This is a genomic window from Yinghuangia aomiensis, assembly GCF_039542225.1.
Classification (GTDB): domain Bacteria; phylum Actinomycetota; class Actinomycetes; order Streptomycetales; family Streptomycetaceae; genus Yinghuangia; species Yinghuangia aomiensis.
Genome location: NZ_BAABHS010000034.1, coordinates 24,286 through 49,354, shown reverse-complemented (window position 1 = coordinate 49,354; position 25,069 = coordinate 24,286). Strand labels below are relative to the sequence as shown.

At 70.7% G+C, this 25,069-nt stretch carries 20 protein-coding genes and 1 pseudogene; 7 read left to right on the top strand and 14 right to left on the bottom strand.

Annotation, left to right across the window (positions count from 1 at the left end):
• Positions 1-375: 375 nt before the first annotated feature.
• Entirely contained in the window at positions 376-1,299 is a 924-nt protein-coding gene (locus ABEA93_RS33615; protein ID WP_345679687.1) for a tyrosine-type recombinase/integrase, read from the bottom strand.
• A gap of 551 nt (positions 1,300-1,850) precedes the next feature.
• Between ABEA93_RS33615 and ABEA93_RS33610 the strand changes: the two are divergent.
• Positions 1,851-2,318, top strand: a pseudogene (locus tag ABEA93_RS33610) (IS5 family transposase); the annotation flags it as partial.
• Positions 2,319-2,443: 125 nt separating this feature from the next.
• On the opposite strand, the gene ABEA93_RS33605 reads toward ABEA93_RS33610, so the two are convergent.
• Positions 2,444-4,264: a sulfatase gene (locus ABEA93_RS33605; RefSeq protein ID WP_345679686.1), complete on the bottom strand. Its 1,821-nt coding sequence runs from the start codon at positions 4,262-4,264 to the stop codon at positions 2,444-2,446.
• Positions 4,265-4,358: 94 nt separating this feature from the next.
• Here ABEA93_RS33605 and ABEA93_RS42215 point away from each other — a divergent pair, with 94 nt between their 5' ends.
• The 4 genes from ABEA93_RS42215 (at position 4,359) to ABEA93_RS33585 (ending at position 7,050) form a co-directional block, all read left to right on the top strand.
• Entirely contained in the window at positions 4,359-4,673 is a 315-nt protein-coding gene (locus ABEA93_RS42215) for a TetR/AcrR family transcriptional regulator (protein ID WP_425585198.1), read from the top strand.
• Between the two features lie 1,061 nt (positions 4,674-5,734).
• Entirely contained in the window at positions 5,735-6,091 is a 357-nt protein-coding gene (locus ABEA93_RS33595) for a PRC-barrel domain-containing protein (RefSeq protein WP_345679716.1), read from the top strand.
• A gap of 32 nt (positions 6,092-6,123) precedes the next feature.
• Complete coding sequence (locus tag ABEA93_RS33590; protein WP_345679685.1) at positions 6,124-6,291, top strand: hypothetical protein; 168 nt, start codon at positions 6,124-6,126, stop codon at positions 6,289-6,291.
• Between the two features lie 195 nt (positions 6,292-6,486).
• The gene (locus tag ABEA93_RS33585; protein WP_345679684.1) at positions 6,487-7,050 is read left to right on the top strand and encodes a DUF5994 family protein; all 564 of its coding nucleotides are present in this window, start codon (positions 6,487-6,489) and stop codon (positions 7,048-7,050) included.
• Positions 7,051-7,537: 487 nt separating this feature from the next.
• Here the strand turns inward: ABEA93_RS33585 and ABEA93_RS33580 are convergent, their stop codons facing one another.
• Complete coding sequence (locus ABEA93_RS33580; protein WP_345679683.1) at positions 7,538-8,716, bottom strand: amidohydrolase; 1,179 nt, start codon at positions 8,714-8,716, stop codon at positions 7,538-7,540.
• Positions 8,713-10,170 (bottom strand): MFS transporter, encoded by a 1,458-nt coding sequence (locus tag ABEA93_RS33575; protein WP_345679682.1) that lies wholly within the window; start codon positions 10,168-10,170, stop codon positions 8,713-8,715. The genes ABEA93_RS33580 and ABEA93_RS33575 overlap by 4 nt, the downstream gene beginning before the upstream one ends.
• Positions 10,171-10,317: 147 nt before the next feature.
• Here ABEA93_RS33575 and ABEA93_RS33570 point away from each other — a divergent pair, with 147 nt between their 5' ends.
• Positions 10,318-11,370, top strand: a complete 1,053-nt coding sequence (locus ABEA93_RS33570; protein ID WP_345679681.1) for an Lrp/AsnC family transcriptional regulator — start codon at positions 10,318-10,320, stop codon at positions 11,368-11,370.
• A gap of 47 nt (positions 11,371-11,417) precedes the next feature.
• Here the strand turns inward: ABEA93_RS33570 and hutH are convergent, their stop codons facing one another.
• Entirely contained in the window at positions 11,418-12,956 is a 1,539-nt protein-coding gene (gene hutH, locus ABEA93_RS33565) for a histidine ammonia-lyase (RefSeq protein WP_345679680.1), read from the bottom strand.
• A 127-nt stretch (positions 12,957-13,083) separates the two neighbouring features.
• On the opposite strand from hutH, the gene ABEA93_RS33560 reads away from it, so the two are divergent.
• Positions 13,084-13,869: an IclR family transcriptional regulator gene (locus ABEA93_RS33560; protein ID WP_345679679.1), complete on the top strand. Its 786-nt coding sequence runs from the start codon at positions 13,084-13,086 to the stop codon at positions 13,867-13,869.
• A 257-nt stretch (positions 13,870-14,126) separates the two neighbouring features.
• Here the strand turns inward: ABEA93_RS33560 and ABEA93_RS33555 are convergent, their stop codons facing one another.
• The 9 genes from ABEA93_RS33555 to ABEA93_RS33515 all read right to left on the bottom strand — a co-directional run bounded on the left by ABEA93_RS33555 (position 14,127) and on the right by ABEA93_RS33515 (position 24,869).
• On the bottom strand, positions 14,127-14,255 hold the full coding sequence (locus tag ABEA93_RS33555) for an LPFR motif small protein (protein ID WP_345679678.1): 129 nt from the start codon (positions 14,253-14,255) through the stop codon (positions 14,127-14,129).
• Between the two features lie 1,134 nt (positions 14,256-15,389).
• Positions 15,390-16,142 (bottom strand): class I SAM-dependent methyltransferase, encoded by a 753-nt coding sequence (locus ABEA93_RS33550; RefSeq protein ID WP_345679677.1) that lies wholly within the window; start codon positions 16,140-16,142, stop codon positions 15,390-15,392.
• A gap of 41 nt (positions 16,143-16,183) precedes the next feature.
• The gene (locus ABEA93_RS33545; protein WP_345679676.1) at positions 16,184-16,717 is read right to left on the bottom strand and encodes a hypothetical protein; all 534 of its coding nucleotides are present in this window, start codon (positions 16,715-16,717) and stop codon (positions 16,184-16,186) included.
• Between the two features lie 3 nt (positions 16,718-16,720).
• Entirely contained in the window at positions 16,721-18,118 is a 1,398-nt protein-coding gene (locus tag ABEA93_RS33540; RefSeq protein ID WP_345679675.1) for a molybdopterin-dependent oxidoreductase, read from the bottom strand.
• A 127-nt stretch (positions 18,119-18,245) separates the two neighbouring features.
• The gene (locus ABEA93_RS33535) at positions 18,246-20,087 is read right to left on the bottom strand and encodes a nickel transporter (protein ID WP_345679674.1); all 1,842 of its coding nucleotides are present in this window, start codon (positions 20,085-20,087) and stop codon (positions 18,246-18,248) included.
• Positions 20,084-21,445 (bottom strand): tetratricopeptide repeat protein, encoded by a 1,362-nt coding sequence (locus tag ABEA93_RS33530; RefSeq protein ID WP_345679673.1) that lies wholly within the window; start codon positions 21,443-21,445, stop codon positions 20,084-20,086. The genes ABEA93_RS33535 and ABEA93_RS33530 overlap by 4 nt, the downstream gene beginning before the upstream one ends.
• Positions 21,442-22,344 (bottom strand): class F sortase, encoded by a 903-nt coding sequence (locus ABEA93_RS33525; protein WP_345679672.1) that lies wholly within the window; start codon positions 22,342-22,344, stop codon positions 21,442-21,444. Before ABEA93_RS33525 ends, ABEA93_RS33530 begins: the two co-directional genes overlap by 4 nt.
• Before the next feature lie 2 nt (positions 22,345-22,346).
• Positions 22,347-24,005 carry a DUF4331 domain-containing protein gene (locus ABEA93_RS33520; RefSeq protein ID WP_345679671.1) on the bottom strand — a complete coding sequence of 553 codons (1,659 nt, stop codon included), beginning with the start codon at positions 24,003-24,005 and terminating at the stop codon, positions 22,347-22,349.
• 390 nt (positions 24,006-24,395) lie between these two features.
• Positions 24,396-24,869: a hypothetical protein gene (locus ABEA93_RS33515; protein WP_345679670.1), complete on the bottom strand. Its 474-nt coding sequence runs from the start codon at positions 24,867-24,869 to the stop codon at positions 24,396-24,398.
• Between the last annotated feature and the right edge of the window lie 200 nt (positions 24,870-25,069).

Here is a 25,069-nt window from a genome sequence, read left to right as displayed (position 1 = left end):
GTTCTCTCCATACGGAGGGGGCGGCCTTTCCGGTACCCGGGAGTGTGGGGTCGCAGGGTGGTCGCATTCCGGCGCAGGCGACCGAAACCCGTTCGCCAACTCACCGTCGAACAAGGTGAGATCAGCCGCTCCGACTCCCGTGCCTGCGTCTTTTGGTGGTCGCAGGGTGGTCGCGGGCTCGAACGGCGGCCGAGCAGCAGCGCGGGTGGGGTTCATCAGATCGGTGACTTGCCGTAGCCAGCCGCGAGGCTCCGGCGGCATCGCGCCACGCGCACTCGACAACAGACCGCCCGTCGTGAGGTGCTCCTCGGCCTGCGCGAGGACCCGCTGAATGGTGACGACTGCGGCGCGCGCGGCCGGCCGAGTGAGATGGGCCTAGATGTTCGCCGTCGTCGACAACGTCGAATGCCGCAGCGTCTTCGACACCACCACCAGCGGCACCCCCGCAGCGATGGTGATCGTCGCAGCCAGGTGCCGCAGATCGTGCATCGTGATCCGCGGCAACCCCGCTTCCGCAGACAGATGCCGGAAGCGGTCCAGCAACGTCTGCGGCCGCAACGGACGCCCGTCAGCGCGAGTGAACACCAAGCCGGCGAACGGCCCGGTCCGCGGGTCGGCCGCGTCGCGGCGCTGCTGAGCCGCACGGCGCTGCAAGGCCTCGCCGAGACGGCCCGAAATGGCCACCCAGTTCCGGCTGTTCCGGGTCTTCGGCGAGGTTATGACCAGGCGATTGTTGTCCACACACGACAGGGTGTAGCGCACGTAGAGCACGCCCGCGTCCAAGTGCACGTCGTCCCAATGCAGGCCCAGCGCCTCGCCCTTACGCATCCCGGTCCCGATCAATACCTCGCACAGATCCGCCAGCAACGGGTCGTGCACATGTGCGCACTCCAGGAACCGGGCCGCCTCATCGGCAGTCCACACCACCCGTTCCGGACTCGGCGGCCGGCGCATCACCGGCGGGCTCGCGGGATTCGACGCCAGCCGGTGATGACGCACGGCATCGCCCAACGCGCTGGAAAGGGTCGCCATGCACCGGTAGATCGTCGTGCGGCCACGACCTGCCCCGAGCTGTCGGCGCACCAAAGCAAGGATCTGCCGGTGTCCGAGGTCGTCCAACCGCAACGTGCCCAGACCCGGGATCAGGTCCTTCGTCACGTAGTCCCGGTAGCGAGCGTACGTCGTCGGCTTCAGCGTCAGCTCTTTCGCCGCCAGCCAGCCCTCGAGGTACTCCGCGGCCGTCTGATTCGGATCCGCGTCGTAACCCCCCTCACCATCCAACACACGCCGCAACGCCATCCGGGCCGCCGACTCGCTACCGAACCCACTCCGACGCACCGTCGTCCGGACACCACGCGGCGCCGGAACATCAACCGCAAACGCCCACGTCCCATGCCGGTATTCCGCTGCCAGCCTGGGGCAGCGGGCACCGAGCTGACGCCGATTGCTGTCGCGACAGCCACAACGCCGGTAAGCCCGGCCGCGAGTGGACGAACGCATGGTGATCGCCTCCGGTGAAGCAGGTTCCCCGGGCACTCCCAGTGTCTACCCGCCGCGACCACCGAGCCGCAGACCTACCACCTGACCTGTGCATTTCCCCTTGTCGTAGCGTCAAGTGGCTCAGACCAACATCGCCGCGACGGACGCTGGAGCGGCGCCGCGCATAGTCAACTGTCGTGTCGCTGGCCCCAGCAGGTGGCCTGTGTGTGGCCTGACTACCTGCACGAGCCCTGGCGTCACGCCGCCCGCGAATCCACCAACGCCGACGCACCGCCGTCGCACGCACGCAATTCCGATCCGCACGCCGCAACGTCCGTTGGGGGGCAGTCGTGGTGTTCCCCTGCGCGTGCGGCCGACTCACCGGTCCGAGTCCCGTGGATCACGGCAAGCCCGGTTCCAAGCTGCATATCCCGTCCGATCGTGTCGGACTGCCGCTCATCGTCGGCGTCTCCGCCGCGAACTGCCATGACAGCAATGGCTTGAGGCCGCTCATCGAAGCGCTCCCGGACAAGCACGATCCGCACCGCGGCCGGCTTTGGAAACCGGGCAAAGTGCACGCGGACAAGGCCTACGACCAGCCGCCGTTGCGGCGCTGGCTGCGTGGGCGGCGTATCGGCGTGCGGATCGCCCGCAAGGGTGTTGAGACCTCGCTGCGGCTGGGCCGGCACCGCTGGGTCGTCGAACGCACCATGTCTGGGCTCACCGGCTACCGCCGCCTCATCATCCGCTACGAACGCAGATCCGACCTCTTCCTTGCCTTCACCACCCTCGCCGCAGCACTCGTCTGCTTCAGACGACTCCGCGGCGGCACCACGTAGGACACGGTCCAAGTGGGAGCAGCGGTGTGGGCTGCTGCGGGCCCGTCGGGCAGGGGTTCGGACGGCTCGGGTCTACGCTTGCCGACGCCGGATGACGATGGCCATGGGGCTCGCCGAGTGCCGGGTCAGCTGGAGCTGTCGCTGGTGGCTGCGAGGGCGTCCGCGATGTCGCGAAGGCCGTCGGCCGTGATGGCGCCACCGGACATCGCGGCGATTTCGAACACGGACGAGTGCCCCATCATGCGGATGATGCCGCCGTCGAGCAGGCGTCCGAAGCCTGCCGCACGCAGGACGGCCTCGGCCGCCGGGTCCGCGACGAGGTCGCGGACGGGGGTGTGCACGCTGCGCGGACCGGAGGGGTAGTCGTCGGGAGCGATGGGGCCGCGGGCAGCTGCGGCCACGAGCTCGGCGTGCTGTGTCCGGGCCAGGAGGTGCGCGGCGGTGACCGGGCCGTCCGCCGGCAGGCCCAGACGCTCGTACTGCTCGACGGGGGCGTCGGCGGTGCGCATCACGTCGACGAGCAGTGTCGCCATGTGCAGTTCGAGTTGGTCGTCCAAGAGCGGGGTTTCCTGACCGGGGTCGGTGGCCAGGTCGAACAGCAGTGTGCCGTACTTGGCCGGGGACAACGCGAACCCTGCCGTCCTGAGCACCGGCACACCCTTGGTGAACGTGAAGGTGTCGCCCGGGACCAGTGCGGCGCCGCGCAGTTGGTCGACGGGGAACATGGCCCGCATGGTCGTGGGCATGAGGGTGTATTCGAATAGCGGTTCGTTGGTTCGGTGTGCACACGCGCGCATGTACACGTAGCGGCCGTCGGTGACGCTGACGTGGCCGCCGAACGTGCCGAAGATGCCGGCCTCGCGGACGGGGGTGTCGTCGGCGACGGTCGCACGCAGCGGTTGGCCGAGCATGTCGGGTGTGCGTTCGACGCCGAAATACTCCAGCAGGGTGGGGGCGATGTCGATGGTCTGGACGAGGGAGCGGCGGTGTTCACCTTGCTTGCGGCTGCGTGGGTCCCAGACGAACAGCGGCGTGTGGATGGTCTCGTCGTACCACGGCATGACCGCCTTGCCCCACCACCCGTGCTCGCCAAGCAGGTAGCCGTGGTCGGTGCAGACGATGAGCATCGTGTCGTCCCACAGGCCGTGTTCGTCCATGGCGTCGAGGACGCGGCCGAGGTTGCGGTCGCACATGGACAGGAGGGCGGCGTACTCGGCGCGCAGATGCTCGACCTGTTCGGGAGTCTCCTGGACCACGCTGTAGTCGGGCCAATCGAAGTGCGGGCCGTCGTAGGCATGCTTGTACAGGTCCTTGTAGTGCTGCTGGGAGAAGAACGGCTCGTGCGGGTCGAACGTCTCGATCTGCACGAACCAGTCGTCCTCGTCGCGATTGGTAGCGATGAACTCCAGCCCGGCGTCGAACGTCTTGGTCTGCGGCTGGTCCTCTTCACGGGTCATGTACAGGCGATTGACCCAGTCCTGGCGCCAGTTGTTGGCTCGTTGCCGGGTGAGGCTCTCGGGGACTTCCGGGTCGGCGACGTGGCCCTTCCACAAGTCGCCTTCCTGGCCGCGGAAGAACTCATAGGTGCGGTACCGGTTGTGGTAGGTCGCGCCGCCGTCCTCCCAGTAGTGCTGGTGGTCGGTCGTCAGGTGGGTGTAAACCCCGGCGTCGGAAAGCATTTGCGGGCACGAGTCGTCGAACGGCTCCAGTGGCCCCCATCCCCGGTGCAGGAAGTTGTAGCGCCCGGTGTGCATTTCCCGGCGCGCCGGCATGCACGGCATGCTCCCCGCGTAGCAGTTGTCGAACGTCACCGTGCGCTCCGCAAGCCGCGCGAAGTTGGGGGCGTGGATCCACTCGGCTGCCCCGTACGGCGGCAGATACCGCCGGTTGAGGCTGTCGAACATCACCATGACGGCCTTCATCGCGTCCTCCTGGGAGTGGGTCATGGACTCCAAGACCACCGAAATCTATTATTCACGCTCGTGAAATACAAGACCCGCGGTACGCACACCTCATCCGGCGACCGGACGGATCGAAGAAATGACCCCCAAGCGCAGACCCGGCCGCCCCGCTCGCACCAACCGCGACCAGATCGTTCGGGCAGCCCTCGACGTCGACGCACAGGGTGGGGCAGTGAGCATGCAGGCGGTCGCCGACCGCCTCGGCGTGACCCCGGCCGCGCTCTGCCACCACGTCGCCGACCGCGACGAACTGGTCGCGGGGGTTGCGGTGGCGCGCCTGGACGCCGCACTGGACGACAGCTGGATGCCGGGTGCGCGACGCAGGTGTCGTTCGTCCCCGATCAACGTGCGGTCGAGGAGTTCGTGGCGGCAGGTCTGGACCATAGCTCCATGATGGAATTCATGCGTGGTATCCGAACGCCGGTGTGTACGGCCTGGATTCCGGCGTCGCGCACGATCCGGTCGAAGAGACCAGGGAACTTCGGGCCCCGATCGCGGATCAGGTGCCTGACGCAGGCCCCGACGCCCTCGAGGTCCATGACGAGGTCGCGGGCGGCCTGGGCAACCCAGTTCGCGGTGGGGTGCGCCCGGTCGTGCCGAGGATCCGTACCCTGCGGGAGGTGCGCTCGATGACCGCGAGGATGTACCGGCGTCGGCCGGACAGGGTGGCGGTCTCGATGACGGATGGAGCGGACGGTGGGCGGACGTCCGCGCCGCTTCGGCCGACAGGTGCGCGCGCGCCGGCGCTTGACGAGGCCGCGGCGCCATCGCAGCACCCGTGTCCGGCTGGACCAGCAACCGCAGCCGGCGCAGGACTTCCCGCAGCAGCGACACCAACAGCGCGGCGAAGAACGCCCGGTCTTCCGGTCTGAACCTCACCTTGTCTCCGCCGACCTGCCGCACCGTGCGGGTTGGCGGAGCACTGCCGCTTGCCGAAACGCCGCGGTGCGGCAAGGTCTTTCCGTGTCGCTGCCCGCCCTGGGAAGGCGGCCTTCGGGTGTAGCTTGGAAAGCGGGTAGCGCACTCTCACGTGTAGCGCCTGAAAGGGCGGCCCCGGCGAAGTCACCGGGGCCGTTGGAAGTCCACCCGCCGCCCCAATTCGGGAGTCGGCACGCGCCCACGGCCGGGTGAGAAGCAACCGGGACCGCGACCGCGAGCGGGTTGCCGATCCAGCCACCGGGCCTGCGACAAACACGGCACGCCGATGCGACGGGACAGACCCTGGCAACCATGCCAGCACCCCCGGAACGGTGCCCGACGAACCCATCGGGCCGCCGCCTGTCCCCCGCGCTCCCCCATTTGATCGTCCGCGGCGGCCCCGCCCATTTCGGGAGGGACGGCCCGGGGCGCGGGTGGTGGCAGCAGAAGCCCGGAGGCAAGCCGGAAGGGGCACCAGGCCACCTGCCGACCGAGCCCGGTAACCCTCCGGACCTTTGTGGAAAGGGGCTGCACGTGATGATTGAGGTGGCGGATATCCGCGAGTGGCGCCGCTGCGACGTCGTCGACGCACGCGGGCACAAGATCGGCTCGTTCGAAGCCGTCTACGTCGACACCTCGACGGATCAGCCGGCCATGGCGACGGTGCAGGTGGGGTTGCCGTCCCGGCACCGCCTGGTGTTCGTGCCGCTGGACGGCGCGGTCGTCGGCCCCGGATACGTCAGGGTGGCGTTCGGCAAAGCCCTGGTGAAGAAGGGCCCCGCGATCGGCACCGACGACGTGCTGCCCGCCGAGGACGAACAGGCCGTCTTCGCGCACTTCGGCCTCGACTATCGACCGGGCACCGCCGGCGAACGGCAACTCGCCCGCCGCTGAACCCCGCTTCACGACCTGGGAGGCGACAGACTATGGCGCTCGTCCTCGCTTTGCTCCTCGTTGCCGTCATCCTCGGCATCATCGGCGCGGTCGCCCACGGTCTCGGGTACCTGCTGGTCATCGGCATCGCCGTCGCGGTCCTCGCCCTCGTCTACCTCGCCGTGCGGTGGCGCCGGTCCGGCAGACGCCCCACACGCTGACCCGTCCGCACCCGGAAGCGAGCCACACCTTTGCTCCTTCCGCACCCGGCGTGGGTCGCCATGGGCCCGGGTGGTTCCTGGCCGGAGTAGCCTGGCAGTACCGGGGACACCTCGTACGCCGACCCATATCGGCCTCGTCCCCGGCGTACGGCTACGCCGGATCGGTTTGCGCCCGTCCGGAGACGGGTTCGCGTCATGACCGCGACCGACGATCGTCCGGCGACGATCCCGCCCATGACCACCGCGGCGCGCGTCGCACTGACGCGAGCCGGGCATCCGGCGGGCCGCCTCGACGGTGCGTGGTGGCCCCGCTCTCGGGATCTTGTCCGTGAACTCCCCGCCCTCGTCGAGGCGATGCAGTCTGTGGGGCCCATCGTGCGGGTCACCGTGAACCCCACGCTGTGGGACAGCGTCCCCAAGCACATCCCCGCGGGCGACCGCTTGATCAAGGTCGGCTGGTTCACCGACGAACAGGACGTCCACGGCATCATGCTGCTGTCCCGCCGCGCCCAACGCTGGGACCTGCTGGTCGTGCCGCCGGACACCGCCCCCGACACCGCCGGGTTGCTGATGGCGGCCGCCGGGAAATCGTCCGACCCGCGCGGCGCCGACGAGTTGGCCGGCACCGTGCACGCACCGGCCGGACGACCTGGTGCCGGGGACGCTGACGACGAGCCGGAGAACGACTGGGAGTCCGAGGGCGGGCACTTGCGCGGCGTCCGGGACGTCCCTGCCGGCTCGGGAGCCGTGGTCGGCTGAACATGTGACGACACCTCGGCGGGTACGGCGCGCCCGTTGCCGAGGTTCGCATGCGAGGTAGAGGGCATCGGAGCAGCACACAGATGACCACACTGCCGCGGTCGTGATGCTCCATGAGCCCGGTCGGACGAGTCGGTCACACGCCACACAACCACCTCCGCCGCCGCACGGAGGTGGTTCTCGGCGTCCGCGGCCCGGCTGTCCCGTGGTCCTGCCGGGCCGGCCGTTGCCGCGGCGCGGAAGGTGCCCGGCGTCCAGGCCGGCGGCGAACTCCAGATGCCCGGTGATCTTCGGGGCGGCCCCGCTGTTGCCAACCCGGCGTGTGCGGCGCCTGTCTCCCGTTGCTCTAAAGGCTCGACACCATGTCACTCACCCGCTCGGTGTCCGGTGGGGTCGGGGACCGGGCAGGGCGGCTGAGCCCCGATTCCGGTCCCCGACCCCGCATATCTCCTGCCAGGACCCCCACGTCTGGAGTCTCGCGGCGAAGTCAGCGGGCTGATACCGGTGTTCGGGCGGCCACCTCGGCGAGGAGACGGGTGCGGGTTGCCGGGTCCTCGGCAAGGGTGACGGCGGTCCATGCCATGGCGAGGCCGCCGTCGAGGAGCGCCTTGTCGGCGCCCGGAGTGGTTCCGAAGCGGGTGAAGTCGGGGTTGTGCATCATGGCGTCGCCGCAGTCGTAGCCGACCAGGGGGTGGATGGTCGGCATGACGTGGGAGATGTTGCCCATGTCGGTGGAGCCGCCCCGGGTGGACGCGTCGGCGACGACGACCGTGCGTCCGAGGGCTTCGGCGGATGCCCTATACGCGTCGGTGAGGGTCGCGTCCTGACGCAGGTCCGCGAAGTCGCGGCCGTGGTCGTCGAGGGTGAGGGTGGCTCCGGTGGCCAGCGCGCCGGCCTCGAAGCAGGCGCGTACGCGGTCCTTGTGGGCGGTCAGGGCTTCGAGCGACTCGGCGCGGCATTCGTAGTGCGCGGTCGCCCGGCCGGGGATCACGTTCGGGGCTTGCCCCCCGTCGGTGACGATGCCGGACACGATCGTGCCGGGAGGCATCTGCTGGCGGTACGCGCCGATCGCCACCTGGGCGATCATCATCGCGTCGGCCGCGTTGACGCCCATGTGGGGAGCCAGAGCGGCGTGGGCCTCGCGGCCGGTGTACGCGACGTTCCAGGCGCTGATCGCCAGCGAGGACATGCCCACCATGTCGAACGGTGCGGCGTGCACCATCATCGCGGCGGCGACGTCGTCGAAGGCGCCGCGTTCGAGCATGTAGACCTTGCCGCCGCCGCCTTCCTCGGCGGGGGTGCCGAGCAGTTTCACGGTGATGCCGAGTTCGTCGGCGACCGGCGCGAGCGCCAGGGCCGCGGCGGCGGCCGAAGCGCCGTTGACGTTGTGGCCGCAGGCATGGCCGATGCCGGGCAGCGCGTCGTATTCGGCGGTGATGCCGATGACGAGGTCGCCGGTGCCGTACGTGGCGGTGAAGGCGGTCGGCAGGTCGCAGACCGCGCGGTCCACGTCGAAGCCGGAGCCGTCCATCAGGTCGGCGATCTTGGCCGCGGACTTGTGTTCCTCGAAGGCGAGTTCGGGTTCGGCGTGCAGGCTGTGGCTGAGCGCGACGAGGTCGTCCCGGCGGGATTCCAGTTGCTTGCGGGCGCGTTCGCGCGGCGTCATCGGGAGTCTTCCTTCGCGTGCGGGGCGCGGTAGGCGAGCGCGACCAGTGCGGCGGCGGCGGGGACGCCGGCGGCGATCCACCACGACAGGGTGAAGCCGGCCTCGTCGGGTACGTACGCGCCCTCGGCCGTGTGTGCGGTGAAGACCGCTCCGACGACGGCGGCGCCGAGCGATCCGCCGACGGTGATGACGAGTTCGTTGACGCCGGACCCGACCGCCGTCTCCTCCTTGGGGACCGCTTCGACGGCGATGGTGCGGGTGACCTGCTGAAGCATGCCGACCCCGAAGCCGGCAACGGCCTGGCCGACGAGGAATTCGGCGAGCGATGCGTGGAAGAGCGCCGTCCAGGCGTAGGCGGCAGCGATCAGGGTGCACCCGATGACCAGCGCCGAACGGTCACCGAGGGCTTTGGCGATGAACCGGGCGCAGAACGAGCCGACGGCTGCGACACCGATGGCGACCAGCATCGCGAAGCTGACGTTGAGTGCGGAGAGCCCGAGGCCGAAGCCGAACGTGTCCGCGGGCAGGGACAGGAAGATCGCGTTCGCCACGAGCAGTCCGAACACCGAGAACGGGAACGCCAGGGCGACGCACGAGATCACGTTGACCTGACGGTCGGCGAACATGCGCACGTTCACCATCGGTTCCGGGTGCCGCAGTTCGACGGCGACGAATGCGGCCAGCAGGACGAGGCCGCCGATCAGTGCGGTGAGCGTGCCCGCCTGCGTCCATCCCCAGTCCGGGCCCTGGCTCAGCGCCAGCAGGACGCCGACCAGGCCCGCGCCCAGCAGCCCGCCTCCGGCCCAGTCCACGCGGCCGCCGGGGCGGTCGTCGGTTTCCGGGAGGACGAACTGCGCCAGGCCTACCGCCACGCCGACCATGAACACGGGCACCCACAGCGCGGCGGTCGGGCTGCTCGCGTACTCGACGATGAGACCGCTTGCCACCAGGCCTAGGCCCGCGCCGAGGCCGAGGGCTGCGGCCATGATGCCGATGCCGTGCCGGTTGTCGTCCGCGCTGCTGTGGTTGCGGAGGATGCCGACGAGCAGCGGGAACAGCCCGGTGAGCGAGCCTTGCAGCGCTTGGCCTGCCAGGAGCAGTTCGAAGCTGCGGCCGAGCGCGACGAGCAGCGACCCGAGCATCATGATCGCCAGGTTCCAGCGCAGCACGCGGCGGTGCCCGTACAGGTCGCCGAGGCGCGACAGGACCGGCGCGAAGGCGGCGCCGGCGAGCAGGTTGGCGATGCTCACCCAGTTCAGTTGTGCCGCGGTCACGTTGAGCGAGTCGGACAGGCTGCTGAAGATGGGGCCGAGGAACGTCTGCAACGAACCGCTGACGATTTCGACGACAGCGACGGAGGCGAGCACGGCCCCCATCGGGGTCCGGCGCACCGCGGCGGCGTCCGGTCTGTCGGGCGCCGCCGGAGAGGGCGTGGAGGAAAGCGTCCCGGTCATGCAGGCTCCAGGGGGCGTGAGGGCTGCCGCTGAACGTACACGGCGACCGCGCGGCAGAGATTGTGTGGCAGAACTGTGCGCGCGGAGGAGCAAAGTGACTACTGTCTGCGGCTGGTCTGCAGGAAAGAAAAATGATCTGCTCTGTTCATGCAGGATTCACCGTCGGGTGCGCCCCCGGAACCACTCGACCACGTCGACCGCGCGTTGATCGAGACCCTCCAGATCAACCCGCGGGCGAGCTGGACCGCCGTGGGCTCGGTCCTGCGCATCGACCCGGTGACCGCGGCGCGGCGCTGGCAGCGGCTGGAGCAGGAGGGTCTCGCGTGGGTGAGCGTGTATCCCGTCGTCGACCAGCAGATGACCTGCGCGCTCGTGGACATCGGGACGAAGCCCGCCGACCGGCGGTCCGTGGCCCGGGCCATCGCCGACGACCCGCATGTGTACACGCTCGAACGTACGACCGGCAGTCCCGGGCTCCGGGCGATCGTCGTGGCGGCCAGTCTCGAGGAACTCACCGAGCGCTCGCTGGACCGCATGGAGGGCATCCCCGGAGTCCGGCTCGTGGAGGCCCACCTCGTCACGCACATGTACTCGGAAGGTGCGCGGTGGCGCATGCGCGAACTGACCGCGGCCCAGGTCGCCGAAGTGCACGAGACCGTCCCGCGGCCGCCTACCGGGGTGGGACTGCCCGAGGAGACGGTCGACACGGCACTCCTCGCCGCGCTGGTCCGCAACGGGCGCGCGACCGGCACCGAACTGGCGGACGTGCTCGGCACCACCCCGCCCACCGCGCGGCGCCGGCTGGAGCGGGCGGTCGCCGGAGGCCGGATCATCTTCCGATGCGACGTCGCGCAGTCGTTCACGGAATGGCCGGTCTGCACGACGTTCCGGGCCGCCGTCCGCCCGGAGCGGCTGCGCGCCACGGCGCAGACGCTCACGTCCCTGCCCGAAATCCGCATGTGCCTGGCCGTCACGGGGCGGTACAACCTCGCTTTCTCGGTGTGGCTCAAGGGCTTGGACGACGCACACCGCCTGGAGTCGCTGCTCGGTGAGCGGCTTCCGGACCTGGAGATCGGAGAGCGCACCGTGGTGCTGCGCCCGTACAAGTCGGGTGGGCGCGCCGTCGACCGCAGCGGGCGGGCTGTGGGTGCCGGGAACCTCGTTCCTGCAGGTCCGTTCCCTTCCGCGGGTGGGCATTGACGGCGGCGGCCCGGGCACGGGCCGCCGGGTCCGAAGTGCGCGGTCGGTCAGTTCAGGCGCCCGGTGACAGCTTCGGCGGCGGCCAGCGCACGCCCCGAGGCGACGTACGCCACCGCTGCCTCGATCTCGGGCGCCAAGTAGCGGTCCGGTCCGGGGCCCTCGACCTCGCCGCGCAGCCCGGCCAGGACTGCGGCGGTCGCCGGGGCGGGGGCCAGCGGGGCGCGCAGGTCGAGTGCGCGCGCGGCGGTGAGCAGCTCGACGGCGATCACCCGGGTCAGGCCGTCGACGGCGCGGCGCAGCTTGCGCCCGGCGGCCCAGCCCATGGAGACGTGGTCCTCCTGCATGGCGCTGGACGGGATCGAGTCGACCGAGGCGGGAGCGGCCAGGCGCTTGAGTTCGGAGACGACGGCGGCCTGCGTGTACTGGGCGATCATGTGCCCGGAGTCGACGCCGGGGTCGTCGGCCAGGAAGGCGTTGAGGCCGCGGTTGCGTGCCACGTCGAGCATCCGGTCGGTGCGCCGCTCGGCGATGGAGGCGACGTCGGCCACCGAGATGGCCAGGAAGTCCAGGACGCAGGCGACGGGCGCGCCGTGGAAGTTGCCGTTGCTCTCCAATCGGCCGTCCAACGTCACCACCGGGTTGTCGACGGCGGCGGCCAGTTCCCGGTCCGCGACGGTCTCGGCGTGGGCGAGGGTGTCCCTCGCCGCGCCGTGGACCTGCGGCGAGCAGCGCAGCGAGTAGGCGTCCTGGACGCGGTCGCACCCGGGGCCGCGGTGGCTGGCCGCGATCTCCGAACCGGCAAGGACACGACGTAGGTTGGCTGCGCTTGCGGCCTGGCCGGGGTGCGGTCGCAGCGCCTGGAGGTCGGCGGCGAACACCGCGTCGGTGCCGAGCTGGGCCTCGACGCTCATCGCGGCGGTGACGTCCGCGGTCGCCAGCAGGCGGCGCAGGTCGTGGGCGGCCAGCACCAGCATCCCGAGCATGCCGTCGGTGCCGTTGATGAGGGCAAGTCCCTCCTTCTCGCGCAGGACGACGGGCGCGAGGCCGGCGGCGGCGAGCGCCTCTCCGGCCGGGCGCAGGACACCGCTTCCGTCGCGGACCTCGCCCTCGCCCATGACGGCGAGCGCGCAGTGCGCCAGGGGTGCGAGATCGCCGGAGCAGCCGAGCGAGCCGTACTCGTGGACGACCGGCGTGATGCCGGCATTGAGCAAGTCTGCGTAGGCCTGCGCCGTCTCCGGCCGCACTCCGGTGCGGCCGGTCGCCAACGTGCGCAGGCGCAGCAGCATGAGCGCCCGGACCACCTCGGGCTCGACCTCGGGGCCGGATCCCGCCGCGTGCGAGCGGACTAGGCTGCGCTGCAACCGCACCCGCGACTCGGCGGGGATGTGACGGGTCGCCAGGGCCCCGAAGCCCGTCGAGACGCCGTAGTGCGGCTTGGCATCGTCCGCAAGGTCTTCGATCACCTTGCGGCTGCGGCCGATCTCGTCCAGGACCTCAGGCGACAAGACCACCGGCGCGCCGGCGCGGGCGACGGACACGACATCGTCGGGTGAGAGCGGACCGATGCCGACATGCGTTTCGTTCATAGGCTCAATGAAGCACCAGGTCAGGAGGGCCACTCCAGGGGTTGCGCGGCTCTTCTGTCTGGTATCCCAGACATCATCGCTCGGACTGTCTGGGATACCAGACAGTGATACAGGTACGCTCCGCCCTGTGTCCTCCGTGCCCGCGGCCGCCCAAGTGCTGGCCATCCTGCGCTATCTCGCCGGTCAAGCAGCCCCCGTCCACGCCGCCGCCATCAGCCGCGACGTCGGCCTGCCGCGCTCGACCACGTACCACCTGCTCGACACCCTCGCCCGCGCCGGATTCGTCGTCCACCTGCCCGAGGAACGCCGCTACGCGCTCGGTGTCAGCGCCTTCGAACTGGGCTCGGGATACTCCCGGCAGGCCCCCTTCCAGCGGCTGGCCCGCGTGCCGCTGGCCCGGCTGGTCGACCGCACCGGGCACAACGCCCACCTGGCCGTCCCGCACGGGCGCGAGGTGCTCTACGTCATCGAGGAACGGGCGCCGGGCCGCGCGCCCCTGGTCACCGACGTCGGGGTCCGACTCCCCGCACACCTGACCGCCAGCGGCCAGGCCATGCTCGCGCGACTGCCCACGGCACAGGTGCGAGCCCTGTTCCCCGACGCCACCGCGTTCGTCCAGCGCACCGACGCCGGCGGGCCGCGGTCGCTCACCGCCCTGCGCACCCGCCTGGTCGAGGTCCGACGCCGCGGCTACGCGACCGAGAACGGGGAGGTCACCCTGGGCTTCTCCTCGGTCGCCACGGCCGTGACCGACCACGCGGACCACCCGGTCGCAGGCGTCGCCGTCACCTTCGAGACAGGATCCCTCGACCCTCGGCAATACGAGCGCCTGGCCGAGGAGGTGGCCCGCACCGCCCGGGAACTCACCCGGCGGATGGGCGGGCACGTCGCCGAACCGGCATCATCCGGCTGAAGTCCGGAACCGGATCGACCACCGCCTTGCTGTGGGGGCCTGTGTTCCTTGGCTCCCATGCGGTCGGCGAGTTCCTCGGTGCGCCGACTGCTCTCACCGCGGTCACGCGCACTTTCCTCAAGATGCTCTTCTTACAGCCGTTCCGGTCTCGGTCCTGATCCACAACGCATGGCACACTCTCCTGTCCCACGGCCGAGGCGCGCAGCCCACCGACGAACCAGCGCAGTTGGCGGACGAGGGCGCGTCGGCGCGCGGTGTCAGTGGTGGCCGTGTGCCGAGTCCGAGGCGCCCCCGAACAACCTGGCCACCGCGCGGAACGGCAGCGTGACCACGGTGGCAATAGCACTGCCGATCTTCCCGATGACGTCTCCGATCGCCCTGAGCATCACGGTCCTCCTTGGTTCTCAGGGGCACGCGCCACCGCAGTACGGATACCCGCTCGCCGTCCTTCGGTTCGGGGCCGACGATCCTTTCGATCATCGCTTCGCGTTCCTGCGGCCAACGACACCCCGCACCCATGACGCGGCTCCGTCCGTGTGCCGGCCCGGCGCACACGCCGTGGACCTCGGTCGGCCACGGATGCCCCTCCTGGCGCACCTACCCGAGGCGGCGATGTGCATGCGTCCCCGGACTCCGCGGGTGCCGCCGCGGCGTCCGAAGGTCGGCGAAGGTCGCGGCGGAATCCCCTGGCTCGCGAACCCGGCGGGCGGACATCAGCACGGGCGGCGCCGCCGTATGCAGTACGCAGCGACCGGTCGGCTCCATGGCGTCGATCAGGCGCCGCTCCTCGCCCACCGGAACCGTCGCCGAGGAAGCCGAGGTTCGCGCCGTGCACACACCTTGCCGGCCGCCCCCCGGGACACCGGGAGCACGACCGTTCACCTCGGCAATGATTCTCGGCACGCCGGCACGGCCTCCGCCGGCCTCACCATGGCCGGACCCGTGACTTCCGGCCAGACGACCGCCGCGACGGATCGGGTTCATCGTGCTGTGGTGCGGGTGGAGCGGTGGCGGTGTTGCTCGACACGCCATACGGATTCCAGGAGAACGTCGCGGACATATCCGCGCGGGCGCAGGCCTACTTCGCGCGCAGTGTCGGCGTGCGGGCGGACGTCGCGCTTGGGCTCCGGGCGCCGATGCGGCGTCCGGGCTGGAGCGGGTCCAGGCCGCCGACTGGGTGTTTTCGGGGCCCGGGAGCCCGACGTACGCGCTGTCGGTGTGGCGTCCGGGTCATATGGGTCAGGCGCTGCGGGGCCGCGTGGGAGCGGCCGGATCCGGCGTGACCGTGTTCGCCGCTGCTCCGGCTGCGTCAGCCGGTCCGCACCGGCGATGCCATTCGAGCGGACTGACTGCCGGCACACCGCAAGTGGTGCGTAGGTGTGGCCTACCTCGGTGAAAGCCGGGGAGTGCGCGGTGCGGCGCCGCGCAAACGGTACATACAGCGCTGCGTTGGCGCCGCTTCCGTCGGCTGCCGAGGTCCACGGCCCGGTGTGGGCGCGTGGCCGTGCTTGTGCGCGTCCTTATGTGCGGCGCAGAGAAGTGAAGGCGCGTCCGCTGTGGTCCCATGCCTCATGGACGATGAAACCCTGCGCGGGCGCGAGCAGGGCCAGGGCCGCGGCGCCGACCGTTGCCCAACGGAACGCGGCTCCTCGTCGGCCGTGGGTGTCTTCGACGCGGACGGCGAATCTCTCGTGTGCCTGCGGGTCGTCTGGGTTGGTTTCGACCAGCAGGACTCCTCCTGTGCGGAGAAGTGCGGCGGAGCGGCCGAGTAGTGCCGCAGGGTCGCCGCCGATGCCGATGTTGCCGTCGGCGAGCAGCGCTGTGCCCCAACGGCCCTCGCGGGGCAGGGGGTCGAACACGGACTTCCGTAGGCAGGCCGCGCCCGCGCGGGTGGTCGCCCGCACCGCTTCGCGGGCCAGGTCGATGCCGAGTGTCGGGAGTCCGCGCCGGACGAGGGCCGCGGTGAGGCGGCCGGGCCCGCAGCCGATGTCGAGTGTCGGTCCGGTGCAGCGAGCCACCAGCGACAGATCCGCGGCGTCCGCAGGCGCCTTCCACCGGGCGAGGTCGAGAGCCTGCCGACGGCCGTCCGCCCGGCGCATATACAGGACGCCGCCCTCACGCAGAGCGGTTTCGTAGGGCCCGAGCGGAGTCCTGGCTTCCGTGCCGGGGCGGGGGGCGTCGATGCGATCGCCGTCGGCGGGCGACGGCCACGGAGCCTGGCGCCGAGTGGCCGGCAGCTCGCGGGTTCGAATGAGGTGGTCGGCGCTTGTCATAGGGGTGCCGGATGGGTCGCTCCCGAGGGGACACAAGGGATTCAGGATTCGCCTCCGCTGCGGCGAAGATGAACTCGGGTTCGGCCGTGCCGTCGTCTGCGCCGCAGGGTCTGCGACCGGCGGCGGTGGGTGTGGACGACCGCGTAGGCGAGAGCGGATGCCGCGAACAGTCCCGCGGTGATCAGGAGCCAGTGGGGCATGAACCTGGCCGGGTCCAGCGCGGTGGTTGCCTTGTAGGTGTCGGGGCGTTGCAGGATGAGGGGGAACCACACCAGGAACAGGACCGCGGACACGAATGCCGGGAACCTCACGTAGTTGATCCCCGGTCTGGCCGGTTCCGCTTTGGGGTTGTCCCGCGGGTGTGAGGCGGCTGCCTGGACGGCCGTGTCTGCGGTGCTGTAGAGGGGAAAGAGGACGAGGTCGTGGACTACGGCCGCGCCGATGAACCACACGATGACGCGGGCCGGTTCGTAGGTGAGCAGGCGGGTGGCGGCGTAGCCGGCCAGGGCGAAGCAGGCGGCGAGGGCGAGCAGGTTGAGTGGTCCGGCGCCGTACCAGTGGCGGAGTCGTCGCACAGGTCACGTCCTGAAGGTGAGGCGGCCGACCCACTTGGTGTTGAGCACTCCAGGTGCGGCGGGGACGATGACCCGGGCAGGGTAGCCGTGGTCAAGGGACAGGTCCGCACCGTTGACGCGCAAGGCGAGAAGGGAGCGGGGGTCGCGGATCTGGTTGCGGGCGAGGATCGCCGCTGCGAACGGGCCCGCTGGCTGGACGGATTGGACGAGGACGGACCCGGCGTCGGGTGCACCCGCAAGTGCGGCAAGGTCGCGCAGCGGGATCCCGGTCCATTCCTGGTCGTCGGTGGACCAGCCCTCGACGCAGGCGATCGGCAGCGCATGCGTGGCCGTGGCCAGGCCCAGGAGGTCGTCTCGTGTGAGGGTCATGGTTGCTGGGCCGCCGGATAGGGTCAACCGCCATGCGGGGCCGACCAGTTCAGGGGTGACGCCGACGAATGCGGCGGTTTTGTTGATCTGGAAGCCGTTCGGGCCGCTTCCGGGGTTCTGCCCGCGGGGGGCGAGCAGCGCCGTCGGGCGCCACACCCCGCCGATACTCTGCCCTGCCGTGACCGCCAAGAGGGCGAGCGAGCCTGCACCGACAAGCGCAACGGCGCCGCGTCGGGACACCGTCGCGGCAGCGGGTTCCGCAGCCACCAGGCCGTCGGGATCTGCGGGTTCGGCGAGGGTGTGGGAGGTGCCCGTCCGTAGTTCGGTGCGCAGCCGGCGCGACCGCAGCGATGCGAGCATGCGTGGCGTCTTCAGACCGACGTGGACGACGAACGCGCCGATGAACACCCAGGCGCCGTAGAAGTGCAGCCGGTAGAACGAGCCCGGGAAGACGTACCACAGCTGGATGTTGAAGATCCCGGTGACGAACTCGAAGATCACGCCGCCGACCAGCAGAAGCAGGGAGAGCCTCTCCAACGCCTGGGCGACGGTCCGGGCGGGCGGCCAGACGAACAGCCGCGGCATGACCGACCACAGCTTCGCCAGCAATACCGGAACCAAGGCGATGCCGAGGGTGACGTGTACGCCTTGGGTCAGCCGGTACAGCCAGTACGGCCGGGTCGGCCAGGTAAACAGGTAGAACCCGAGGATCCCGTGGTCCGGTGTCAAGTCGTTGACCGCGCCCAGCCGGGGGTTGTACGCGGCGTACGAGAGCAGGCCGGTGACGAACAGGGTGGTGATCCCGAAGAGGAGGATCAACCCGAACACGGAGGTCAGCCACGGCCCGCGGATCGGGCTGCGCCAGAAGCCGGGACGGAACGGCCCGGGCGGCGGGTGCCGAGCGACGGTGTCCCGGGCGAGCGCGAGCCTGTGCGTGGCCGCGTCGGCGCGGCGCCGCAGCCACCCGGGGCGGGATTCGGCTTCCTCCGCCGGGCTGGAGTCCGGCCCCGAAGGGCTGGGGTTTTCGGGCATGGGAGTCCTGTTCCGAGTCAGTTGGGCAGCGGGTTTTGCAAGACCACGTAGGGACGCCGGCTCTCGCCACTCCCGGTGGCGGCAACGGAGGAGCCTGCGCCGAAGCGCTGTGACGATTGGCCGGGATCTATACCAGGGGTCCTGCGGCGCGTAGCGCCAGCGCCAGTCCGACGCACAGGACGAGGGTTGCGGTGAGGTAGGGGCTGATCCGGCTCCATCCCGCCAGACGGCTCCGCCAGTTCGCGAGCCGGTGGTGATCGAGCCGGTCGCGCAAGCGGACCAGGAGGAGCCCGGCGGCGGTGAGGGTGGCGGCCATGCCGAGTCCGTAGCCGATGACGAGGAGGACGCCGAACCAGGTGCGTCCGAGACCGATCGCGCCCAGCAGCACGATCAGCGCGGAAGGGCTGGGGACGAGGCCCCCGGCGACGCCGATGCCGACGAGCGAGACCCTGCGGCCGCGACGCCCTGCGCCAGACGGTGCGTGGCGTTCGTTTCCGGGGTGGTTTGCGTGGAGGTGCGTGTGGTCCTGTGGTCGCTTGCGCAGGTCGGCGGACGCGGGGACTGTCATCGTGGCCGTGGAGTTGTTTGCGAGAACCGCGGCTTCCGCAGGCGCCTCGGGGCCGGCAGGAGCGGGGATCGCCATCGGCGCGGTGTCGACGGGCCGGTGGTGCTCGGAAGGTTCGCCGTGGTGGTGATGCGCGTGCGCGGTCAGGGGGGCGTGGGCTGATTCGTCGTGGCTATCGTGCGTGTGGTGGTCGTGCGTGTGGTGCTGGTGGCTGTGATGGCCTTCGCCACTGTGCTCGTGGGAATCGGTGCCGTGTGTGTGCCCATGCCCATGGCTGTGGCTGTGGCTGTGGCTGTGGCCATGCTTGTGCCGGTGTCCGTGGGTATGGCCGAGGTCGAGGGTCCGGCCGCGTGCCGTGCCGATCAGCAGTCCGGTCCCGACGGCCGCGATGAGCAGACCGCTGGCGATGCCGAGCCATGCGAGGAGGGATTCGCCGGCGAGGGACGCGGAGGCGGTGAGGAGCAGGCCGAGGAGCAGCACTCCGGCGGTATGGGTGAGGGTGACGGTGGCGCCGACGGTGACCGCGTCGCGTGTGGTGCCGCGGCGTCCGGCGAGGTAGGCGGCCATGACCGTCTTTCCGTGGCCGGGCATGGCGGCGTGGGACGCCCCGAGGACCAGCGACAGCAGGACGGCGAGCAGCCCGGCGGTCAGCGTGAGGTGGCGGGTGCCCACGAGGTCGTTGAACACGGCGTCGACGCGGCTGATCGCGGTGGCGGCGAACCCGCTCGTCGGGAGTCCGGGACCGGCCGCCGGCGGCTGCGCCGCGGCACCGGGTGCCACGTGGAGGAGGACGTGGCGTTGGTCGGGCGGTGAGGCGAGCATGTCGTCGGGGTAGCGACGCAGTTCGTCGCTGATCGACTTCGCGGGCACGGGCGGGTTGTCGAGGTGGAGGCCCGGGCCGGTGGTGGCGGTGATCTCGTGCCAGCCGATGCGTTCGGACTGGAAGTCGTCGGTGAAGTCGACGCGGACACCGCCGCCGAGGTCGGCGGGGGCAGTGAGGTCGCAGGTGAGGCGCCCGGTGTCGAGGCCCGCGTTGCCCGGGAGGTAGGTGAACGCGGCGGCGGTGACGTGCCATTGCAGGGTGCGGCCGTCGACGGCCGCACGGAGTGTCGCGGCGAGGTCGGCGCATTGGGTGCGGGCGTAGGTCGCGCTTTCGGTCGTGCTTGCGGTGCCGTCGCGGTCGGTGTCCACGTCGCCGCGGCGTTGCAGGGTGGCGATTTCCGCGGTATCGACGACGGCGTGGTCGTCGATCCGGTCCGGGTGCAGGATCAGGCCGTCGTAGTGGTTGACCGTGAAGTTGCCCAGCGGGTGCGCGGCGGCCGGAAGGGCGCCGCCGAGGGCGCACCCGGCGGCCGCGGCGGCGATGACGGCGAACCTGAGGCGGTGTCGTGCGCGAATGGTCATGCCGGGGCTCCGAGCGCGGTCAGCGCCGCCCGCGCGGCGGGGGCGTGCAGGGGATGGAAGGCCGGATTGGCGGCCAGAGCGCGGGTGAACAGCTCACGGGCCTGGTCCACATCGCCGAGGGCTTGGCGAATCACGCCTTGGTGGTAGGCGTAGAGGGGGTTGCGGCTGCCCAGCGCCGTGGCTTTGAGCGACCATGCGAGGGCTTCGCGGTCGCGGCCGTTGACGTGCAGCGCCCACGCGTACGCGTCGTCCATGTCGAGGAACGGACGCGTCTGGATGCCCTCAGTCGCCAGTGCGAGGGCCTTGGCCGGGCTGCCGTGGTCGGCTTCGAACAGCGTGGCGTCGGAGTCGGCGGCGACGCCGTTGGCGGCGAAGAGCTTCTGTTCCGCGCCGAAGACGTCGTATTGCTCGCGGGCCTTCGTGGTGTCGCCGAGGGACTGATACAACTCCCCGAGCTCCAGGACGTATTCGGGTTGCGGGACGCGGGCGATCGCGGTGCGGTAGTCGGCAACGGCGTCTTGGGTGCGGCCGAGGGCGAGTTCGGCACGTGCCTTGGCCTGGTACAGCGCGCAGTAGCCCGGGTCGGCCCGCAGTCCCTGTTCGGCGTGCGTGAGCGCCTGCGCCGGATCGCCGCTGTTCAGGGCGAGTTCGGACAGGTAGTAACGGGTGAACGCGACGTCGGCGGGCGTGGGTTCCATGGCGAGGGCGCGTCCCATCTGCGCCTGTGCGGTCGCGGTGTCGCCGCGCAGTTCCCAGGTGTAGGAGGCTCGTGCGAGCGACGGGGTACCGGGCTGGAGGTCGACCATACGCTGCACGGCATCGAACGCCTCGTCGTAGCGCCCCAGTTGGGTCAGTGCGTCGGCGAGAGTGCCGTACAGGGTCGCGTTGTAGGGGTTGACGGCGACGGCGCGCTGGGCCCAGTCCAGTGCGGTGGTGAAGTCGTGCCGGGCCGCGGCGAGTGCGGCCTGTCCGGCCATCGCGGCGAAGTTGTCGGCCTGCTCGATGTCCAGCGACTTCCGCAGGACTTCTTCGGCCTTGGGGTAGTACGACGGGTCGGCGGTGACTTTGGCCTGCTGGACGTAGGCGAGCCCGAGCGTCGCCCAACCCGACGCGTCCGACGGGAGGATCCGCAGTCGCTGCTGGAGCGCGGTGATCTGCGCGGCGAGCGCGTCCGTTCCCGTGGCTGCCTGGCGGACACCGGGCAGGGGGCGTCCGGCGGGCGACGGGCCGTCGCCGTCGGCGAACTGCGGCGACAGTCCGACCGCCCCGGCGACGAACAGGGCGACGCCGAGGCCTGTGGCGGTGGCGGCGGACAGCAGCCGTCCGCGGGAGAACACGCGCCCGGCGAGGAAGTTCACGAGCGGCTCCGAGACTCGGGGGAGGGTGGCGCGGGCGCGGACCCGTCTGTGGTCCGCGGGGGGTCCTGGCCGCGGACAACCGGCTGTGCTACGGCTTCGGAAGTCGGCGGAGTCGGGTCGGCGAAGACCACCACGTTGTCGGTATAGGCGTGGCGGCGTTTGTCGTAGCTCCCGCCGCATGTGACCAGCCGGAGCGTCGGTCCGGCGGAGGCGCCGTAGACCGCGTCGCTGGGGAAATCGCTCTTCGCGTAGCTGTGGACTTGGGAGACGCTGAACGCCGCGGTGGTGCCGTCGGCGCGCAGGACCTCGATCCGGTCGCCCGGGCGCAGTGAGCCGAGCCGGTAGAACACCGCCGGGCCGGTCCGGGAATCGAGGTGGCCGACCACGACGGAGGCGCCGGGGCTGCCGGGGTTGGGGCCGTCGGCCCACCAGCCGGCCCGGTCCGGGTCGAGTGGCGTGCCCAACTGGCCGTCCGCCCCGATTTCCAGCGGTTCCAGTCCGCTGTCGACGCCGATCGCGGAGATCCGGACCCGGACCGGCGCAGCGGAGAGGTCCGGGCCGGTCGCGGATGCTGCCGACTGGTCGGCTGTCGCTCCGGCGGACGGCGTCGGGGCGGACGCGGGTTCCTGCGGCGTCGCGGCCGGGGCAGGTGGTGATGCTTGCGCCGGGCTGTGCGGCGGGATGTCGGTGCGGCCGAACAGGGAACTCCCGGCGGAGCCCGGCTTGCCGGGGCTTTGCATGGCCGAGGTGCCCGTCACGATCAGCGCCGCTCCCACCACGACCGCGGTGAGTGCCGCGGCCGGCCATCGCCGCGATCCGGCCCGGTGCTTGTCCGGGCAGGCGGACCGCCCGTACGCCTGGTCGGTGTACGGGCGGTCCGGTCGGGGTGTTGGTGTCACGGTCAGGCGTTGCCGCGCCGCCGGCGCAACGCCAGGAACCCGCCTGCGGCCAGCAGCGCGCCGCCGGTGACGGCAGAGGCGGGCGCCCACGGGAAGGCGTCGTCGGTGTCGTCGGCCTTTGCGGCGTTGGACATGCCGCCCATGCCCGCGCCGATGCCGCCGTCCGGGACGCCCGTGTGGTCGCCCTTGCCGCCCTGGTTGACCGCTGCGGTGTGCGGCAGGCCGACGTACGGGAAGGTGGGGGTGAACTTCACGTCGTTGGTGTCGACCGAGTCGACCGTGGCCAGCGCCGGGACGAGCTTCCCGGTCAGGGCGGCGCCTTCGAGGGCCTGCACGTCGATGTCGAGGACGTCGTCCGCGAGGCGGCGGCCGTTGGGGAAGCCCGCGAGGTCGCCGGCCAGCACACCGAGCCGGTTCGGATTCGCGGCCGGTGCCACGCCCATGTTCAGGCGCAGTTCCTCGGACGGGACAAAGGCGCCCTTGCCGACGTCCTTGTTCAGCTTCTGCGAGTTCAGGTCCGCCTGAATGGGCCCGCAGTCCTTGCAGATCCCGGTCAGGAAGATCTCCACCAGGTCGGTGCGCGGCGTCGCCGGCGCGGGGACCTTGTAGATCTTCTCGATCAGCTTCGGCACGATCGGGTCCGTGACCTTGTCGACGACCGGGGTGATCGTGTGGTCGAGGTCCGGGGTCAGGGCGTTGAAGGCGTCCTTGAACTTCAGCGGCACCACGACCTCGTTCACCAGCGGGTTCCCGAGCCGCGACACCTGCTTCCACCCGCCGCCCGGCTCACCACCGGTGGGGGCGCTCTTGCCCATCGAGGACGACACCTGGACGCCCTTGCGGTCGGTCGTCGACCACACGCCGATCACCGGGTTCCGCGACGGATCGCCCTTGAGCGCGAGATCCTTCTTGGGGACCTGGATGGCGATGGTGTTGACGTTGTACCCGGCGAGGGTGTCGTGGCCGACCTCGGACAGGTTGCCGCCGTACAGCAGGTCGAACACCCGCAGGTCGGCGAAGAACGGGTCGTCGGCCTGGCCCGCGTACGTCTGCCCGCCCCCGGGGAAGTCGATCGTGGCCTGCTTGCGCAGCGACGGATAGTTCGGCATCGACGCCTTGCCCACGTTCGACGGCGCCGCCGGGACGTCCTTGAGCAGGGTCTTGGTCTCGCCCGCCGCGTTCGTCACGGTCAGCGTGTAGGTCTGGAAGAAGTTCAGCGTCGGGTCGTCGAGCTTGTTCACCACACCCGTGTTGTAAAGGAACTGGTTCGCGTCGTCGCGGATGTGGTTGGTGAACGCCCACGTGTAGGTGGTGTCCGGCTTGCCGTCCCCGTCCGCGTCGACCCGGATGTGGTAGCGGGCATCGTCGGCGAACGGGTAGAAGTTCGGGCCGCCGTTGGGCTCTTCGAACGGGATCCAGTTCGCCACCAGGGTGACCGTGTCGGGCTTGTCGGGGCTGACAAACGCGTACACGTCCGTGTTGTCCGCCCGCGGATCACCCGCGATCAGCGGCGCCTCGCGATGGCTGGACGCATAGCCGGTGCCCGGGACGAGGCCGGCCAGCGCGGCGGAGGCGACCAGCGCGGTGACACCGGCACCGGCCAGGACACGCTCGGACCGACCCGGCGCACCCGCGCACCGGAACAGACGGGGTTTGGACATCGAATTCCCTAGGGACGGGGCGCGATCCCGGTGCGTCGGAACCACGCGACGATCAAGCAGCCCACGGCACGTCCCACCCAGCCCCGCCCGGAGGACGCCCCCGCGTCACGGGGACGCCGCGGACTCAACTCGGAACAGCCACCCCATGTCCCGGCCGATGACGCACGACACCTTCCCCGTCCGCCGCCCGGAGCCGAAATCCGGCGCCGCGCCACTTGCGACCACCGACGAAACAGCAGTTCACAGGTCCGGAAGCCGACGGCGAGCCCGGCCGCGCGTCATGGGCAAGAACCACTCGAACGCCGTGATCCGCCCACACGGACGGCGCAGACCGACCGCCGCACCGGACACCCGTGGCGGCGCCGGACGCCCCCAGCGTCGCAAGCGCCCTCACGGCCCCGTATGCAGCCTCCGGGCAACGTCGGGCTCGAAGCTCGGCATGACAGCCGTAAGCCCCGAGACCCGCGCCACCGCGTCACGCACGACCGGATCAGAAGCTTCCAAGAACGCCAAGTGCCGCAACGCGTGCGCGGCGACCTCGCCCGCTGCAACCCTCTCCGGCGCAGGACAGGCCGCGCTGTCACCGCGGGCGATCCCCACGCCCTCGACCAGGCGGGACGGCCGCGTCGGATCAGGGTCCGGCGCCACGACGTACGTCAACACCACCCGTGGTTCTCCTCGCTCGTAACGCCAGCTCGTCGAATGCACCACCAGTTCCGCGCGCCGCGCCGCGTCCTCCGGAAGCCCGGCCAGCCGCAACGCCGCCGAGTCCGGCACCTCTCCCGGCAGTGGCATCCCCCGCGCCATCCGATAGGCGAGCTGCGGCACCGCACGCAGCAGCACGACCTCGACGACGACCGGCAACCGACCGACAGGCTCCATTCCACCGGACCGGCGCCGCGAGAGCGACCTTGCGTACACGAACCCACCGCCTACCCGACAGACAAGAAGGCTCCCGAATGCACTAAGTACGCAAATGCCCATAATGCGCATTGAGCAACACTCAGGCCCAAAAGCCACCTGTACGGTCCACGAGAACCGGGCCCGCCGCGCCCGCCGCACAC

Excerpts from the sequence above, each read along its gene's own strand:
- ABEA93_RS33540 (WP_345679675.1), bottom strand. The coding sequence starts at position 18,118 with ATGCCCGAAAACCCCAGCCCTTCGGGGCCGGACTCCAGCCCGGCGGAG.
- ABEA93_RS33615 (WP_345679687.1), bottom strand. The coding sequence starts at position 1,299 with ATGGCGTTGCGGCGTGTGTTGGATGGTGAGGGGGGTTACGACGCGGAT.
- ABEA93_RS33580 (WP_345679683.1), bottom strand. The coding sequence starts at position 8,716 with ATGACGCCGCGCGAACGCGCCCGCAAGCAACTGGAATCCCGCCGGGAC.
- ABEA93_RS33585 (WP_345679684.1), top strand. The coding sequence starts at position 6,487 with ATGACCGCGACCGACGATCGTCCGGCGACGATCCCGCCCATGACCACC.
- ABEA93_RS33550 (WP_345679677.1), bottom strand. The coding sequence starts at position 16,142 with ATGACAAGCGCCGACCACCTCATTCGAACCCGCGAGCTGCCGGCCACT.
- hutH (WP_345679680.1), bottom strand. The coding sequence starts at position 12,956 with ATGAACGAAACGCATGTCGGCATCGGTCCGCTCTCACCCGACGATGTC.
- ABEA93_RS33575 (WP_345679682.1), bottom strand. The coding sequence starts at position 10,170 with ATGACCGGGACGCTTTCCTCCACGCCCTCTCCGGCGGCGCCCGACAGA.
- ABEA93_RS33520 (WP_345679671.1), bottom strand. The coding sequence starts at position 24,005 with ATGTCCAAACCCCGTCTGTTCCGGTGCGCGGGTGCGCCGGGTCGGTCC.
- ABEA93_RS33590 (WP_345679685.1), top strand. The coding sequence starts at position 6,124 with ATGGCGCTCGTCCTCGCTTTGCTCCTCGTTGCCGTCATCCTCGGCATC.
- ABEA93_RS33570 (WP_345679681.1), top strand. The coding sequence starts at position 10,318 with ATGCAGGATTCACCGTCGGGTGCGCCCCCGGAACCACTCGACCACGTC.
- ABEA93_RS33595 (WP_345679716.1), top strand. The coding sequence starts at position 5,735 with ATGATTGAGGTGGCGGATATCCGCGAGTGGCGCCGCTGCGACGTCGTC.
- ABEA93_RS33535 (WP_345679674.1), bottom strand. The coding sequence starts at position 20,087 with ATGACCATTCGCGCACGACACCGCCTCAGGTTCGCCGTCATCGCCGCC.
- ABEA93_RS42215 (WP_425585198.1), top strand. The coding sequence starts at position 4,359 with ATGACCCCCAAGCGCAGACCCGGCCGCCCCGCTCGCACCAACCGCGAC.
- ABEA93_RS33555 (WP_345679678.1), bottom strand. The coding sequence starts at position 14,255 with ATGCTCAGGGCGATCGGAGACGTCATCGGGAAGATCGGCAGTGCTATT.
- ABEA93_RS33605 (WP_345679686.1), bottom strand. The coding sequence starts at position 4,264 with ATGACCCACTCCCAGGAGGACGCGATGAAGGCCGTCATGGTGATGTTC.